General features: G+C 62.8%; 13 protein-coding genes. 8 read left to right on the forward strand and 5 right to left on the reverse strand.

The window, feature by feature from the left end; all coding sequences use genetic code 11:
• Position 1: 1 nt before the first annotated feature.
• From CIT26_RS22445 to CIT26_RS22475, 6 genes are all read left to right on the forward strand, one after another.
• The gene (locus CIT26_RS22445) at positions 2-304 is read left to right on the forward strand and encodes a virulence factor (protein WP_095494585.1); all 303 of its coding nucleotides are present in this window, start codon (positions 2-4) and stop codon (positions 302-304) included.
• Positions 297-896, forward strand: a complete 600-nt coding sequence (locus tag CIT26_RS22450) for a methylenetetrahydrofolate reductase C-terminal domain-containing protein (protein WP_095494586.1) — start codon at positions 297-299, stop codon at positions 894-896. Before CIT26_RS22445 ends, CIT26_RS22450 begins: the two co-directional genes overlap by 8 nt.
• Positions 893-1,984, forward strand: coding sequence for a methylenetetrahydrofolate reductase (locus CIT26_RS22455; protein ID WP_095494587.1), 1,092 nt, complete (start codon positions 893-895; stop codon positions 1,982-1,984). Before CIT26_RS22450 ends, CIT26_RS22455 begins: the two co-directional genes overlap by 4 nt.
• A 79-nt stretch (positions 1,985-2,063) precedes the next feature.
• On the forward strand, positions 2,064-3,038 hold the full coding sequence (locus tag CIT26_RS22460) for a methyltetrahydrofolate cobalamin methyltransferase (protein ID WP_077383680.1): 975 nt from the start codon (positions 2,064-2,066) through the stop codon (positions 3,036-3,038).
• Positions 2,989-5,118: an ASKHA domain-containing protein gene (locus CIT26_RS22465; protein ID WP_095494588.1), complete on the forward strand. Its 2,130-nt coding sequence runs from the start codon at positions 2,989-2,991 to the stop codon at positions 5,116-5,118. Before CIT26_RS22460 ends, CIT26_RS22465 begins: the two co-directional genes overlap by 50 nt.
• Before the next feature lie 631 nt (positions 5,119-5,749).
• Positions 5,750-6,733 (forward strand): alpha/beta hydrolase, encoded by a 984-nt coding sequence (locus CIT26_RS22475; protein ID WP_095494589.1) that lies wholly within the window; start codon positions 5,750-5,752, stop codon positions 6,731-6,733.
• A gap of 1 nt (position 6,734) precedes the next feature.
• Here CIT26_RS22475 and CIT26_RS22480 read toward each other — a convergent pair whose 3' ends face one another.
• The gene (locus CIT26_RS22480) at positions 6,735-7,634 is read right to left on the reverse strand and encodes a LysR substrate-binding domain-containing protein (RefSeq protein WP_029351948.1); all 900 of its coding nucleotides are present in this window, start codon (positions 7,632-7,634) and stop codon (positions 6,735-6,737) included.
• A 225-nt stretch (positions 7,635-7,859) separates the two neighbouring features.
• On the opposite strand from CIT26_RS22480, the gene CIT26_RS22485 reads away from it, so the two are divergent.
• Positions 7,860-8,048: a hypothetical protein gene (locus CIT26_RS22485; protein WP_029351950.1), complete on the forward strand. Its 189-nt coding sequence runs from the start codon at positions 7,860-7,862 to the stop codon at positions 8,046-8,048.
• 67 nt (positions 8,049-8,115) lie between these two features.
• On the opposite strand, the gene CIT26_RS36765 is transcribed toward CIT26_RS22485, so the two are convergent.
• On the reverse strand, positions 8,116-8,607 hold the full coding sequence (locus tag CIT26_RS36765; protein WP_167391499.1) for a hypothetical protein: 492 nt from the start codon (positions 8,605-8,607) through the stop codon (positions 8,116-8,118).
• A 199-nt stretch (positions 8,608-8,806) separates the two neighbouring features.
• Between CIT26_RS36765 and CIT26_RS22495 the strand changes: the two genes are divergently transcribed.
• Positions 8,807-9,808, forward strand: a complete 1,002-nt coding sequence (locus CIT26_RS22495; protein ID WP_029351952.1) for a GlxA family transcriptional regulator — start codon at positions 8,807-8,809, stop codon at positions 9,806-9,808.
• A gap of 50 nt (positions 9,809-9,858) precedes the next feature.
• Here the strand turns inward: CIT26_RS22495 and CIT26_RS22500 are convergent, their stop codons facing one another.
• From CIT26_RS22500 to CIT26_RS22510, 3 genes are all read right to left on the reverse strand, one after another.
• Positions 9,859-10,704, reverse strand: coding sequence for a DUF1194 domain-containing protein (locus CIT26_RS22500; RefSeq protein ID WP_095494590.1), 846 nt, complete (start codon positions 10,702-10,704; stop codon positions 9,859-9,861).
• Between the two features lie 128 nt (positions 10,705-10,832).
• Entirely contained in the window at positions 10,833-13,394 is a 2,562-nt protein-coding gene (locus tag CIT26_RS22505) for a GcvT family protein (protein ID WP_095494591.1), read from the reverse strand.
• Positions 13,395-13,627: 233 nt separating this feature from the next.
• On the reverse strand, positions 13,628-14,857 hold the full coding sequence (locus CIT26_RS22510; protein ID WP_095494592.1) for a hypothetical protein: 1,230 nt from the start codon (positions 14,855-14,857) through the stop codon (positions 13,628-13,630).
• Positions 14,858-14,867 lie beyond the last annotated feature (10 nt).

Below are 14,867 nucleotides of genomic sequence, written 5' to 3' on the forward strand. Positions count from 1 at the left end.
CATGGCCGATCTGATCGTCGTCTACTGGCGCGACATCCCCGCCCAGGTCATCGTCAAGAAAGGCCGGCAGAACGCCAAGCGCGAACTGCCGCTGCGCTTTACCGAGGCGATCGACATGTGCGCGATGCGCACCGGCGCCGGCGGCACTGACGACTACCTGGCCGAATGGCGCAAGGCCGACCCCGTGCCGGTCAGCGACGATCTTGAAGGCGAGGCTGAAAAAGCCTTTCAGGACATCGACGCGAAATACGACCGCGAGCGGCTGGTCGCTCTGGTCAAGGCGGGCGGAAAAGAAGATGTCTGAAACGACCCCGGCGATTACCCAGGCCACTCTGGTCAAGAAGGCAGCGCCGAAATCCGACTACAAGCCGGCCGACGTGTCGCCGCAGCGGCGCGTGCAGCGCTCCTTCGCGGTCCGGCTGTGGTCCGTCCGCCACTCGCGACTGCTCGAATGGTTCTACGCCAGGTTCTCCGACATGTTTTTGCTCCTCCATCCGCTGTGGAAGGGCATCGGTTACGGCCGCGTCGAAGGTCCGATCAAATTCGTCGAAAAACGCGTCAAGGGTTTTATGTTCGACTGCCGCATGTGCGGCCAGTGCATCCTTTCTTCCACCGGCATGTCGTGCCCGATGAATTGCCCCAAGCAATTGCGCAATGGCCCTTGCGGCGGTGTGCGCGCCAACGGCAATTGCGAGGTCGAGCCTGATATGCCGTGCGTCTGGGTCAAGGCCTGGGAAGGTTCGCGAAACATGGTGCATGGCGACAAGATCCTCGACGTGCAGAAGCCGGTCGACCAGTCGCTGCGCGAGACCTCGGCATGGCTGCGGGTGACCGCACAGGCCGCCGCCGCGCGCGAGGCCGCGCGCAACGCTCCGAACACCGGGGCACCGGCATGATCGCCCGCCAGCCCGACGAGAACCCGGCCGGCATCCATCTGCCGCTCGACCCGCTGCCCGGCCACACCTCGCGCGGCCGGCTGGAGCGCGTCCTGCGGCGCGGCGAGTTCGCCGTGACGACCGAGCTCAACCCGCCCGACAGCGCCGATCCGGAAGACGTCTACAACCGCGCCAAAATCTTCGACGGCTGGGTCGACGCCATCAACGCCGTCGACGCGTCGGGCGCCAACTGCCACATGTCGTCGGTCGGCATCTGTGCGCTGCTGACCCGCATGGGCTATGCCCCGATCATGCAGATCGCCTGCCGCGACAGGAACCGCATCGCCATCCAGGGCGACGTGCTGGGCGGCGCGGCGATGGGCGTCGCCAACATGCTGTGCCTGACCGGCGACGGCGTGCAGGCCGGTGACCAGCCCGGCGCCAAGCCGGTGTTCGATCTCGACTGCATGTCACTGCTGGAAACCTGCCGCATCATGCGCGACAACGGCAAGTTCCTGTCCGGCCGAAAGCTGACGACGCCGCCTCTGCTTTTCCTCGGTGCCGCGATCAACCCTTTCGCGCCGCCGATCGATTTCCGCCCCTACCGGCTGGGCAAGAAGATCGCCGCCGGTGCGCAGTTTGTGCAGAGCCAGTACTGCTTCGACGTGCCGATGTTCCGCACCTACATGCAGCAGGTCCGCGATCTCGGTTTCACGGAAAAATGCTTCATCCTGTGCGGGGTCGGGCCGCTGGCCTCGGCCAAGACGGCCAAATGGATCCGCACCAACGTGCCGGGCATTCATATCCCCGATTCGATCGTCAAGCGGCTGGAAGGCGCCCAGGACCAGAAGAAGGAAGGCAAGCAGCTCTGCATCGACATCATCAACGAGGTGAAGGAAATTCCCGGCGTCTCCGGCGTCCATGTGATGGCCTATCGCCAGGAGGAATATGTCGCCGAGATCGTCGATGAATCGGGCGTGCTGAAGGGCCGCCAGCCCTGGAAACGCGAAATCCGCCGCGACGACCAGCTCGTCGCCGAGCGGCTCGACCACATATTGCACGACGAGATCACCGAAACGCAGGTCGACATGGTCAAGACCGCGCATTGATGGCGCGGACGGTCACCATTCGCTTGATCGAAATCAGAAACGATATAAAGAAGTCTTTATATCACGAGGGAGAGATTTCATGACCCGGACGATCGTCGCCTCGGCGACACGAGAAATCATTATCGGCTTCGACCAGCCCTTCTGCGTGATCGGCGAACGCATCAATCCGACCGGGCGCAAGAAGCTCGCGGCCGAGATGATCGCGGGCAATTTCGATACCGTCATCAGGGACGCGCTGGAACAGGCTGCCTGCGGCGCGACCATGCTCGACGTCAATGCAGGCGTCACCTCGGTCAACCCGAACGAGACCGAACCCGGCCTGCTGGTGCAGACGCTGGAGATCGTGCAGGGGCTGGTCGACCTGCCGCTGTCGATCGACAGTTCGGTGACCGCCGCGATCGAGGCGGCGCTCAAGGTCGCCAAGGGCCGGCCGCTGGTCAATTCCGTCACCGGTGAGGAAGAAAAGCTCGAAGCCATCCTGCCGCTGGTCAAGAAATACAATGTTCCGGTTGTCGCCATCTCCAATGACGAGACAGGCATTTCGATGGATCCGGATGTGCGCTTCGCCGTCGCCAAGAAGATCGTCGAGCGCTGCGCCGATTTCGGCATTCCGGCGCATGATGTGGTCGTCGACCCGCTGGTCATGCCGATCGGCGCGCTGGGCGACGCCGGCCGCCAGGTCTTTGCCCTCCTGCGCCGGCTGCGTGAAGAGCTCAAGGTCAATACCACTTGCGGCCTGTCAAACATCTCGTTCGGCCTGCCGCATCGCCACGGCATTAATGCCGCCTTCATCCCGATGGTGATCGGCGCCGGCATGACCTCGGCGATCATGAACCCGGTGCGGCCGCAGGAGATGGAAGCGGTGCGCGGCGCCAACGTGCTGAACGGCACCGATGAGAACTGCACCAACTGGATCAGGACCTACAAGGACTACAAGCCGGCCGAAGGCGGCCAGGCGATCGCAGCGCCCACGCAAGTCAATGCGCCGGGCGAAGGCAATGGCAATGGCGGCCGCCGGCGCGGTGGCCGTGAAGCCCGTATGGCCCGAGGATAAGCGCGCAATCGTGAACTCTCCTGCCAACATCACCGATCCGCTCGTGCTGTTCATGCCGTCCGGCAAGCGCGGGCGGTTTCCGGTCGGCACGCCGGTGCTCGATGCCGCGCGCCAGCTCGGCGTCTATGTCGAGAGCGTATGCGGCGGACGCGCCACTTGCGGGCGCTGCCAGGTCGAGGTGCAGGAAGGCAATTTCGCCAAGCACAAGATCGTTTCCTCCAACGACCACATATCGCCCAAGGGCGCCAAGGAAGAGCGCTACGAACGCGTGCGCGGCCTTCCCGAACGGCGCCGCCTGTCCTGCTCTGCGCAGATCCTCGGCGACCTCGTCGTCGACGTGCCGCAGGATACGGTCATCAACGCACAGACCATCCGCAAGGACGCCGACACCAGGATCATCGCCCGAGATTCGGCAATCCACATGTGCTATGTCGAGATCGAAGAGCCCGACATGCACAATCCATCAGGCGATCTCGATCGCCTGAAGATCGCGCTGATGAAGGACTGGGGGCTCAAGAGCCTCGATTTCGATTTCCATCTGCTGCCGCAGGTGCAAGGCATATTGCGCAAGGGCAACTGGGCCGCGACCGCAGCCATCCACAAGGATGCCGAAAGCGAGACCGCGCGGGTCATCTCTTTGTGGCCAGGCCTCAAGAACGAGGCCTACGGGCTTGCCTGCGACATCGGTTCGACCACCATCGCCATGCATCTGGTGTCGCTGCTGTCGGGCCGCGTCGCCGCCTCGTCGGGCACGTCGAACCCGCAGATCCGCTTCGGCGAGGATCTGATGAGCCGCGTTTCCTATGTGATGATGAACCCGGACGGCCGCGAGGGCATGACGGTCGCGGTGCGCGAGGCGATCTCGGGGCTCGTCGACAAGGTTTGCGCGGAAGGCAACGTCCAGCGCAACGACATCCTGGATTCCGTCTTCGTCGGCAATCCGATCATGCACCATCTGTTCCTCGGCATCGACCCGACCGAACTCGGCGGCGCACCCTTCGCGCTGGCCGTCTCGGGTGCCGTGCACATCAAGGCGTCGGATATCGGCCTGAAGCTTAATCAGGGCGCCAGGCTTTATATGTTGCCCTGCATTGCCGGTCATGTCGGCGCCGACGCGGCGGCGGTGACACTGTCGGAAGGCCCGCACCGCCAGGACGAGATGATGCTGATCGTCGACGTCGGCACCAATGCCGAGATCGTGCTCGGCAATCGCCAGCGGGTGGTGGCGGCTTCCTCGCCCACCGGTCCGGCCTTTGAGGGCGCGGAAATCTCGGGCGGCCAGCGCGCTGCGCCCGGCGCCATCGAGCGCGTCCGCATCGATCCCGACACGCTGGAGCCGAAATACCGCGTCATCGGCTCGGAACTGTGGTCAGACGAGCCCGGCTTCCTCGACAGCGTGCAAGCAACCGGCGTCACCGGTATCTGCGGCTCCGGCATCATCGAGGTGGTCGCCGAGATGTATCTGGCCGGCATCATCTCCGAGGACGGGGTCGTCGACGGCGGGCTCTCCGCCCGCTCGCCGCGGGTCACCGCCAATGGCCGCACCTTCTCCTACGTGCTGAAGGAAGGCGAGCCCAGGATCACCATCACCCAGACCGACGTGCGCGCCATCCAGCTCGCCAAGGCGGCCCTCTACGCCGGCACCAAGCTGTTGATGGAAAAGCAGCATACTGATCATGTCGATCGCATCCACTTCGCCGGCGCCTTCGGCTCCTTCATCGATCCGAAATACGCCATGGTGCTGGGACTGATCCCCGACTGCGACCTCGACAAGGTCTCGGCCGTCGGCAACGCCGCCGGTGCCGGCGCGCGCATGGCACTCTTGAACCGCGGCTATCGCCGCGAGATCGAGGAAACGGTGAGCCGGATCGATAAGATCGAGACCGCGCTGGAGCCGAGATTCCAGGAGCATTTCGTCTATGCCATGGCGCTGCCGAACAAGGTCGACCCGTTCCCGAAACTATCGGCGGCGGTGAAACTGCCACCGCGCAAGACCGTCAGCGAGGACGGTATTGCCGGCGATGCCGCCCCGCGGCGGCGTTCGCGCGAAGGCCACGCGGCACGGCGCGGCCGGGGGTAGCATCCCGCTGCTAAAAGCTGCACTCACCCTCATTCTCGTTTGCATGCATATGTTTCCGGATCAGCCCACACTGAAACAAGGCGCTGTTTTCGTGAAATCCACCAGATACATGTGCGGCGCATTTAACCGGCATCGAACGGCAGGCAGGAAATAACTTTCAGCCGCCGCAGCACTCCAAGGGAGATGAAGATGTCGATGTTCGAAAGCCTCGGCCGCTTTGGTGCGGCCATCAAGCATGCGCACAACAGGAACAGGTCCGTCCGGGCCCTGAACAGCCTGCCGCCCGAAATTCAGAGGACATCGGCTGGCCCGTGTCGCCCCGCGAAGACCCGCAGGTCACCTTCTCGGCCCTGCTCCTGGGTTCGGCGCGCTGATGACCTTCGCCGACAAATGCAAGCTGCCGGCCAAGCGCCGTCATGCGGCTCCGGCAGCAAGCGACCGTTGGCTGCGCGCTGCACTGCTGCCCCGGCGCTGACCGTTATGGCGAGCCACGCCCCGATGCCGGCCTTGATTGCCAGCCAGATCACACCGCCGTGTTGTCTCAGCGCAAATCTTGACATTCTGGGCGAAGGCACGATCTTCGATAGCGAGGGGTTCTCTTAGTCGGCTCAGCCGAAGTCCGTGTGTCCGCATGCCCAGTATCAAAAGCCACGTCATTTCCTTCGTGCTCAGGTATAGCCGCAAGAAAGCCTTCTCCAGCCCGCAAAACCTGCAGCGCTGGATTGCCTACGCGCGCAAGACGGAGAACCATCAGCCGCCCGCATCGCTGCAGTCGCGTTTCGAGATCGCGACGCGCAGCGTGGACGGCTTTCCCGTCTACGAGATCGCGCCAAAGACCGGCGAGCGAAAGCGTGTCCTCTACCTGCATGGCGGCGCCTATGTCTTTCAAATCACGTCCTATCACTGGGGACTGATCGCCGATATGGCCGACCGGCTGGGCTTCAGCATCACCGTACCGATCTATCCCATAGCTCCCGAACACGATTTCCACGCCATGTTCGGCATGGTCGGCAAGGTCTACCGCCAGATGCTCGACGAAACGGATGCACAAGACATCGTCTTCATGGGCGATTCCGCCGGCGGCAACATGGCCGTGGTGCTGACCATGATGGCCGCGAAAGCCGCCCTGCCCTTGCCGTCGCGCCATGTGCTGATTTCGCCCGGCCTCGACTTGTCGCTCGCCAACCCCGAAGTGTTCGAGGCGGAACGCTACGATCCATGGCTGGGAATTCCGGGCGGGCTGGAGGCGGTCCGGCTCTACAGTGCCGGCATAAATTCCAGCGACTGGCGCATCAGCCCGCTTTACGGCGACCTCTCGGTGTTGCCGAAAACGCTGCTTCTGACCGGTTCGCGCGATATGCTAACCCCCGACAATCTGATCTTCGCGCAAAAGGCCCGTGCCGCCGGTGTCGAGATAGAGGTCGTCTTCGAGCAAGGCATGTTCCATGTCTGGCCGCTGATCGACATGCCAGAAGCGCGGCGCGCGCGGGACAGCATCGTGACGTTCTTGACCGGCGACACCGAAAGCTATCACGCCAAAGCCGGCGAATTGGCGCTGCAAAGGACAGATCGCGGCGTCACCGCTCACAACATGGCTACGCCGTTGAGGTCCTGAATCAAAATTTCCCGGTTTCCCTGAACACTTCGAAGGTCGCACGGATGTGGTCGGCGACCGCCTTCACCGGCGCGCTGGCGTCCGGCGCCACGACCATGGCCAGATTGTAGGTGCCGATATCGGGCATGCCGTCCTTCGGGCAAAGCTCGACCATGTCGCTGCCGAGGAAAGATTTCGGCAGCGGCGCCACCGCGAGGTCGGACATGATTGCGGCGCGCTGGCCGGCCGTATGCGCGCTCATATAGGCGACGCGATAGTTGCGGCCCTCGCGGCCAAGCGCCTCGAGCGCCCCGGCCCGCCAGGCGCAACCCTCTTCCCACAATGACACCGGCAGCGGCTCGCGCAGATGCGCGCAGCCGCCCTTGGCGCCGGCCCAGACGATCGGTTCGGTGAGCAGCACTTCGGCGCCGAGCGCGCTGGTCTTGTAGGAATTGGTGAGAAGCGTGATGTCGAGTGCCCGGTCGTCCATGCGCCGGCGCAGATTGCTGCTCTGGTCGATGGTCACGTCGACGGCGATCGAAGGATGCGACTGCGCAAAACGCTTCAGCACATGCGGCAGCACGCGCTCGCCATAATCATCCGGTGAGCCGAGCCGCACCACCCCGACGATATCGGGGATGATGAACTTCGATACCACCTCGCGGTTGATCGACAACAGCCGGCGGGCGTAGCCGAGCAGCATCTCGCCATCCGTGGTCAGCGTCACCGAGCGCGCGTCGCGCGCGAATACCGAGCGACCGAGAATGTCCTCCAGCTTTTTGATCTGCATGGAAACAGCCGACGGCGTGCGGAAGACGGCATTGGCCGCGGTGGTGAAACTGCCGGTCTCGGCGATAGCCACGAAGGTGCGCAAGACGTCGAGATCGAGCAGCGGCAACGGATGATTGAGTGGGGCGTTCATCGGGATCGACCTTCAATTTTTCTGATGCAAACTATCATTCCATTTCGTTTGATTGAACATCACTTTTGGAGGATAGTCAACTCCATCGAAGGCAGACGTATCGAAAGCGGCCTTGAAACGCTCACGACACGGATCTGCAATCGACACGAAATGAAGCTGAAACAAACCTGAAGTAGCGCTTCGTATGCGGAGCGACCTCCCGGCTCAACGTAAAGGAGAATGAAAATGTCCATCCTGTCATCCATCGGCCGCATCGCGACCGAATTCAGCGCGGCTCGCGCCCGCTACCAGACCGAACGCGCCATCCGCTCTCTGCCGATCGAACTGCAGAAGGATATCGGCTGGCCCGAAGCCGCCGACACCAAGACCGGTACTCGCTATGGCGTTGGATCCTGGGCTGGTGGAGCAAAATAGATCGTGTGTATTCAAAGCTGAAGGCCTGCCGCGCAGATCATGTCCGGCAGGCCTTTTTATTTGTAAATCAAATGTTTTTTAGAGCCATGTCACCGCTGCATGGCGCATATGAGCAGGCTGCATAGCAGCCCACATTTCGAGCTAACGCCTTGTAAGTGATCACAAATCCTGGCAGTTGCCAAAATTTGTCGCATTCCGTGTCGCTTTTCATATCAAGTGCTTCGCTTTTGCGATTTAGTTTCCCCTTACGTAAGCCTATATCAGCGCCAGCCAACGAGCTGCCCCACTCCATCAAGCGAAGGCGACCCGTCTGAGCAACCGAATGGAGATGATCATGAAGCTTTTTGCCCGCCTTTTTGCCCGCCGTGAAATGAACCTGACGACCGCGCTCGAGCGCCAGCGCCTTGCCAACACCATGCCGGGCCAAACCGGCGCCATGGCCGCCGCCCGCCTCGGCTTCGTCGCCTGATCTGACAAGTTCGCAAGCGGCGCTCCCTGCTGCTGCTTCGAAGTTGATCACAGCGCCGCTTCGGTTTGCCGAGGCGGCGCGTTTTGTCATGCGCCGACCACATGCGGCATATGCTCAATCCGGCAGCAATGTTGAGTCGGTCACCGCATAACGATTGCCCATTTGCGACCCATGTCGCAAATAAAGTCTATCCTTTGCTGCCTAGCCAATTGACAGGAAAGGTTTTTCCTGATGTCGCTATGCTGATCGCGACATCCTGTTCGCGCCATTGCAGCGTGAGGGTTACCCTGTGAACGTCGTAAATCATCCGATCAGGCGATCGTTTGTCTTCTTCCTGGTCCCCGATTTCACCATGATCGCCTTTGCAACGGCGCTCGATCCGTTGCGCTCGGCCAACCGGATGCTCGGCTACGAGGCCTACCGCTGGCGGCTCGCCAGCATCGACGGCAAGCCGGTGCGCGCCTCTAACGGCGTCGAATGCGCCGTCAACACCTCGCTGGAGGACGAACGCAAGAAGATGTCCGGCCCCGAACGGCCGAACATGGCGGTCGTCTGCAGCGGCATCAATGTCGAGCGCTACCAGAACAGATCGGCCTTCGCCTGGCTGCGCGAGGAATACAACCGCGGCGTCGCCATCGGCGGCCTGTGCACTGGCGCGCATATACTGGCTGCCGCCGGCCTGTTGTCCAACAAGCGCTGCGCCATTCATTGGGAAAACCTGCCGGGCTTTTCCGAGGCGTTCCCGAAGGCCAATGTCTTTGCCGATCTCTTCGAGATCGACCAGAACATCTACACCTGCGCCGGCGGCACCGCGGCGCTCGACATGATGCTGAAGCTGATCGGCGACGATTTCGACGACAACCTCGTCAACCGGGTCTGCGAGCAGGTTTTGACTGACCGCGTACGCAGCCCGACCGATCGCCAGCGCCTGCCGCTGCGCGCACGCCTTGGCGTACAGAACTCGAAGGTGCTGACCATCATCGAATTGATGGAAGCAAACCTGTCCGAGCCGCTGTCGCTGATCGAGATCGCCGATCACGTCGACCTGTCGCGCCGTCAGATCGAGCGCCTGTTCCGCACCGAGATGGGCAGGTCCCCTGCCCGCTACTATCTGGAAATCCGCCTCGACCGGGCCCGGCACTTGCTGATCCAATCATCGATGCCGGTGGTCGAAGTGGCGGTCGCTTGCGGCTTCGTCTCCGCTTCGCATTTCTCCAAATGCTACCGCGAGCTCTATGCGCGCTCGCCGCAGCAGGAGCGCGTCGACCGCAAGCAATTGCTGGTCGCGTAAACAAGCAACATCTTGAATGTGTGGCCGCCGGCGGGGAATGCTCGCCAGCTCTAGCGGCTGTCGAACATCCAGCTTCGGTCGCGCCACATTTTCTCGCCGACCTGACAGTCGGTGGCCGGCTTGTCTTGCGCCAGCACCACCGGCGGATGCGCCGCTTCGTCCGCCGCCCATTGCGGTGACGCAGGCCCGGCAAGCTCGAGCACCAGCTTGCGGCGGATCGCTTCAGGAAACTGCGTCCACTCATTGACCGGGATCATGAACGCGCCGGGCCCACCGATGACGCAGTCGGTGTAGTAGCGGTCGAGATAATTGACGTCGTAGACGCTGGTGAAGCCGCTCCGGGTCATCAGCGGCAGGCCGTTGATGGTGATGCCTTGCTTGACCAGTTCGTCACGGGTGACGTCGACGGGAGCACCTTGATTGTTGGGGCCATCGCCTGAAATGTCGATGACGCGCTTGACGCCCTGAAAGCCGCTTTCGGCGAAGAGATCGCTGCCGAATTGCAAGGCACCGGAAATCGAGGTGCGCCGGGCGCTGTTGGGCGCATGGGCGGAGAGCTGTTCGACCACCCGCTCGGCGTCAGCACGATTGGCGATTACCGTCCACGGCACGATCACATGCTGCCAGGTCGTGCCGGCCCATTCGACGTAGGTGACGGCAATCTTGCCGTAGGCGCCATCGGCGATGGCCTGCAGCACCGTGTCGTGCGTCAGCGCCGCGACATAGCCGCGACGCTGGATTTCGAGTTCGGCCGGCGACATCGAAAGCGAAACGTCGACGGCAAGGACCAGCTCGATGTCGACAGGCTCGGCGGCGCGGGATTCCGGCGTCAGCCAAGGCACCAGCGCCAGCGCGGCGGCAGAGAGGAGATGTCTTGCGTGGGGAAAAGCAGACATGCCGTAAGGTAAGCGAGAATCGTCGTGTCACAAAGCGAAAAGCCCGGCGCCGGGCTAAGTCTTTGCGTTCACGTTTTTGCGAACCCGCCCCTTACCCTCCTGCGGGAGGACCGGTAGACAATCAACGCTTAGCTGCGTGGATTGAGGTTCTCCGGATCGTAGAGCGGCCTGTAGCCGACGGCGGCCACTTCGACCGGGTATGTCTCGCCGAAATATTCGACAGTCAGCTTGCGGCCCTCCTGGCAATACGCCCAGGGCAGATAGGCGAGCGCAATGTTCTTGCCGATGGTCGGGCCGTAGGCGATCGAGGTCGTGAAAGACCGGCGGCCGAGTTCGTCGACCAGCGTCTCACCCGTTTGCGGGTCCATCACCGGCATCGTGCCGACGGGATAACGGGCAACGCCCTTGGAATCGACATTATCCGTCATGACAAGCGTGCAAAGCATGGCCGGCTGATGCGCGCGGGCGCGATATTCCAGATGCTTTGCCTTGCCGCTGAAATCAGCCTCCTTGACCTTCGGGCGGGCAAGATCGGCCTCCAGCAGATTGTACTCGGTCAGAAGGTCGGCATTCTGCAGGCGCAGGCTCTTCTCCATGCGGCGGCTGTTGGCATAGGTCTCGACGCCAAAAGCCATCACGCCGGTCGAACGCAACGCGTCCCATACGGCTGGGCCGTCTTCGTATCGCATATGCAGTTCCCAGCCCTGCTCGCCGACATAGGAGATGCGGAAAGCGGTCACGTCCTTTCCGGCGATCCTGACAGGCTTGATTGCCGCAAAGGCAAAGTTCTCTGGCGTCAGGCCATCCGGGTCTTCCACGACCTTGCTCAATGTTGCCCGGGCGTTTGGGCCCCAGATGCCGACGGTCACGTACTTCTCGGTCACATCGGTGATGGTGACGTCGAACCCTTTGTCTTCTGCCGTCCGCCGCATGTACTGGAAGTCGCGCGGGCCGGCATCTGCGCCGTCGATGACCCTGCAGCGGTCGGCCATGCGGATGACCGTCAGGTCGGCGCGCACCATGCCGTGATCGTCGAGGAAATGGGTGTAGATGCCTTTGCCGATATTGCCGTCGCCGCCGATCTTGGCCGCGCACAGCCATTCCATCAGCGCGACATGATCCGGGCCTTCCACATCGTACATCGCGAAATGCGATAGATTGACGATGCCGCAATCCTCGCTCATGGCGAGATGCTCGGCATTGGAGACGCGCCAGAAATGGCGGTTGTCCCACTCGTTTTCACGCACCGGCACCCGGTTGCCGTATTTCTCGAGCAGGTGCTCGTTGGCGGCATAGCCATGGGCGCGCTCCCAGCCGCCGAGCTCCATGAAATAGCCGCCGAGTTCCTTCTCGCGCTCCCAGAAAGGCGAGCGGCGCACGTCGCGGGCCTTGGAGAAGGGCTCGCGCGGATGGACCGCCGGATTGTAGACCTTCATCGCCGTTTCGGTGCAGCGGTCCCAGATGAACTGCTCTTGCGTCTGGTGCGGATAGAAGCGCGAATAGTCGATGGCGTGGTGGTCGATCGACGTCCGGCCGTCCGTCATCCAGTCGGCGATGAGCTTGCCCATGCCGGGGCCGTCCTTGACCCAGATCGCGACGGCATACCAGAGGCCCCGCACCTTCTGGCTCTCGCCCATGGAGGGGCCGCCGTCTGCCGTCACCTGCAGAAGCCCATTGAAGGAATGGCTCTCATTGTAGCCCAGTTCGCCCAGGATCGGCGTCAGTTCCATGGCCCGCTCGAGCGGGGCGAGGATCTGTTCCATGTCGAGGTCGCGCTGCGAGGGCGAAAGACGGGCCTGGTCCTTCTCCAGAAGGTCGCGCGGATGGCAAAGGCGCGGATTGGTCTCTTCGTAATAGCCCCACTCGATCTGCCCGCCTTCGGCGGTCTTGGGATCGCCAGTGTCGCGCATGTAAGCCGAGTTGCCCTGGTCGCGCAGCAGCGGCCAGCCGATCTCCTTGCCGGTGCCGGCGAACTCGGTATACGGCCCGAAGAAGGTGAGCGGATGATCGATCGGCATGACCGGCAGGTCCTCGCCCACCATTTCCGCGATCAACCGGCCCCAGATACCCGCGCAAACAATCACATAGTCGGCTTCGATGGTGCCGCGATCGGTCACCACGCCCTTGATGCGACCGTTCTCGACGACAAGCGACCTGGCCGGCGTGTTGGCGAAGGATTTGAGTTTGCCGGAGGCTTCCGCCTGGTCGACCAGCTTACCGGCGACCGTTTGCGAGCGCGGGATGACGAGACCGGCATCGGGATCCCAGAGGCCGCCCTGCACCATCTCTTCTTCGATCAGCGGGAACTTCTGCTTGATCTCGGCCGGTTCGATCAGGCGGGCACGCGTGCCGAAAGCCTTAGCCGAGGCGATCTTGCGCTTGATCTCCTCCATGCGGGCGTCGTCGCCAACGCGGGCGACCTCAAGGCCGCCGATGCGGGCGTAATGGCCCATCTTTTCGTAGAACTCGATGGAGTAGAGCGTCGTCCAGCAGGACAGGAAATCATGGCTGGTCGTGTAGCAGAAGTCGGAGGCGTGCGCCGTCGATCCGATATCGGTCGGGATGCCCGATTTGTCGATGCCGACGATGTCGTCCCATCCGCGCTCGATCAGGTGGTGGGCGACCGATGCACCGACAATGCCGCCCAGCCCGACGATGACGACCTTCGCCTTTTTCGGAAACCCTGCCATTGCCCGCGACTCCAAAAGTGCTGCTGCGGGCGGCCGCGCCCGCTTGATCGGCGCACAATATGCAGGCGACGGCCATCGCGCTACCGCCTGTTTGCGACACGCTGCAGGTGCGGCGCGACCCCGGCGCATGACCCGAAAAATCGGAACCGATTTTCGCTGGGATCATGCGCAGAAACTGGTTTGAGATCGGCTGCTTCAAGGGAAAATGATGCGCGCCAGGCTGGAGACGGAACTCATGGTTTATCTTCCGGAACAACGTGCAACACTGCGGCGCGACGCCCTTTGATGCTCGCCCACAGCGCCATGAAGGGGCCGGCGAGCAGCAGGAACGGCGGGATCAGATTGGGAAAATAGATGCGGGTGTCGTGGATCGGGAAGACGGCGAACTTGGCCAGCACCCCGAGCACCAGCGCCGCAAACAGGATGCCGGCGCGGCGGTCGAGCTTGAAGCCGGCGCGACCGGCTGCATACCACCCCGCCAGCGCCAGCACCGAGATTCCGACCCAGTTGTTCAGGCTGACGGCGCGGACCAGGGAGGCGGCAAAAGCCCGGAGATAGGCGGCAGCCGAGAACGGCGGATCGAAGCCGCCCATATTGTAGTGCTGCTCGATGCTGGAGAACCACAGATGCGGCCACCAGCCGGGATGCTGCGCCCAGTGCGAGATGGCGAAATAGGCGACCAAGGAAGCGGCAAAGCCGGCCTGCGCGCCCCACGCCTTCTGCCGGTAGCCGACCAGCAGCACGGCGAAGATGGCGAGGAAGACAATGCTGTCGGGCCGCGCCATGAAGGCGAGAAAGAGCAGGATCGCCGCCGCCACCTCGCGACCGCGCACATACGCAAAAAGTCCGCAGAGGAACAGCGCCGAGCACAGCAGATCCGGCGTCGCGGCCCGCGCCGCGTCGCCGAATTCGGCCATCATCAGCACCGCGCCGGCGACCGGCGCCAGCGCCAGCGCACCTTCGGACCGCAGCCAGAGCAGCGCGATCGCACCGAACAGCAGCACTGACAACACCGAGACCGCGCGCATCGCCTCGACCGGCGACATCACAGAACTCATCGCCGAGAGGATCTCGGCGTAGAGGAACTTGATCCGGTACATGCCGAGCAGCGAATGGAAGTCGGCGGCGTTGCCGGCCATATGACTGCGGAAACCGCCGCCATCATCGATCAGTGCCTTGTAGTCGCTCGCCGACACACCGTCCCTAACCGTGCCATAGGCATAGTCGTGCAGCGCCTGCACATCGGGATAGGTGCCCTCCTCGGCGATCGCGAGATAGGGCAGCATATCCCAATTGGCGTCGGGCATGAACCATGCCATCACCGCGGTCAGAAGGATGTAGAGCGCGAAGGCCGCCGCGCCGATCGGTGCGGCAAGACGCGCATAGGTGCCCTCTCCCCATGCCAGACCGGCCTCGGTGAGCCGGTCGAGCAGGTTTGTCGGAACGGGAGATTTGGTCAGCATGGTTTCGCTC

This window comes from Mesorhizobium temperatum (assembly GCF_002284575.1).
GTDB classification, from domain to species: Bacteria; Pseudomonadota; Alphaproteobacteria; order Rhizobiales; family Rhizobiaceae; genus Mesorhizobium; species Mesorhizobium temperatum.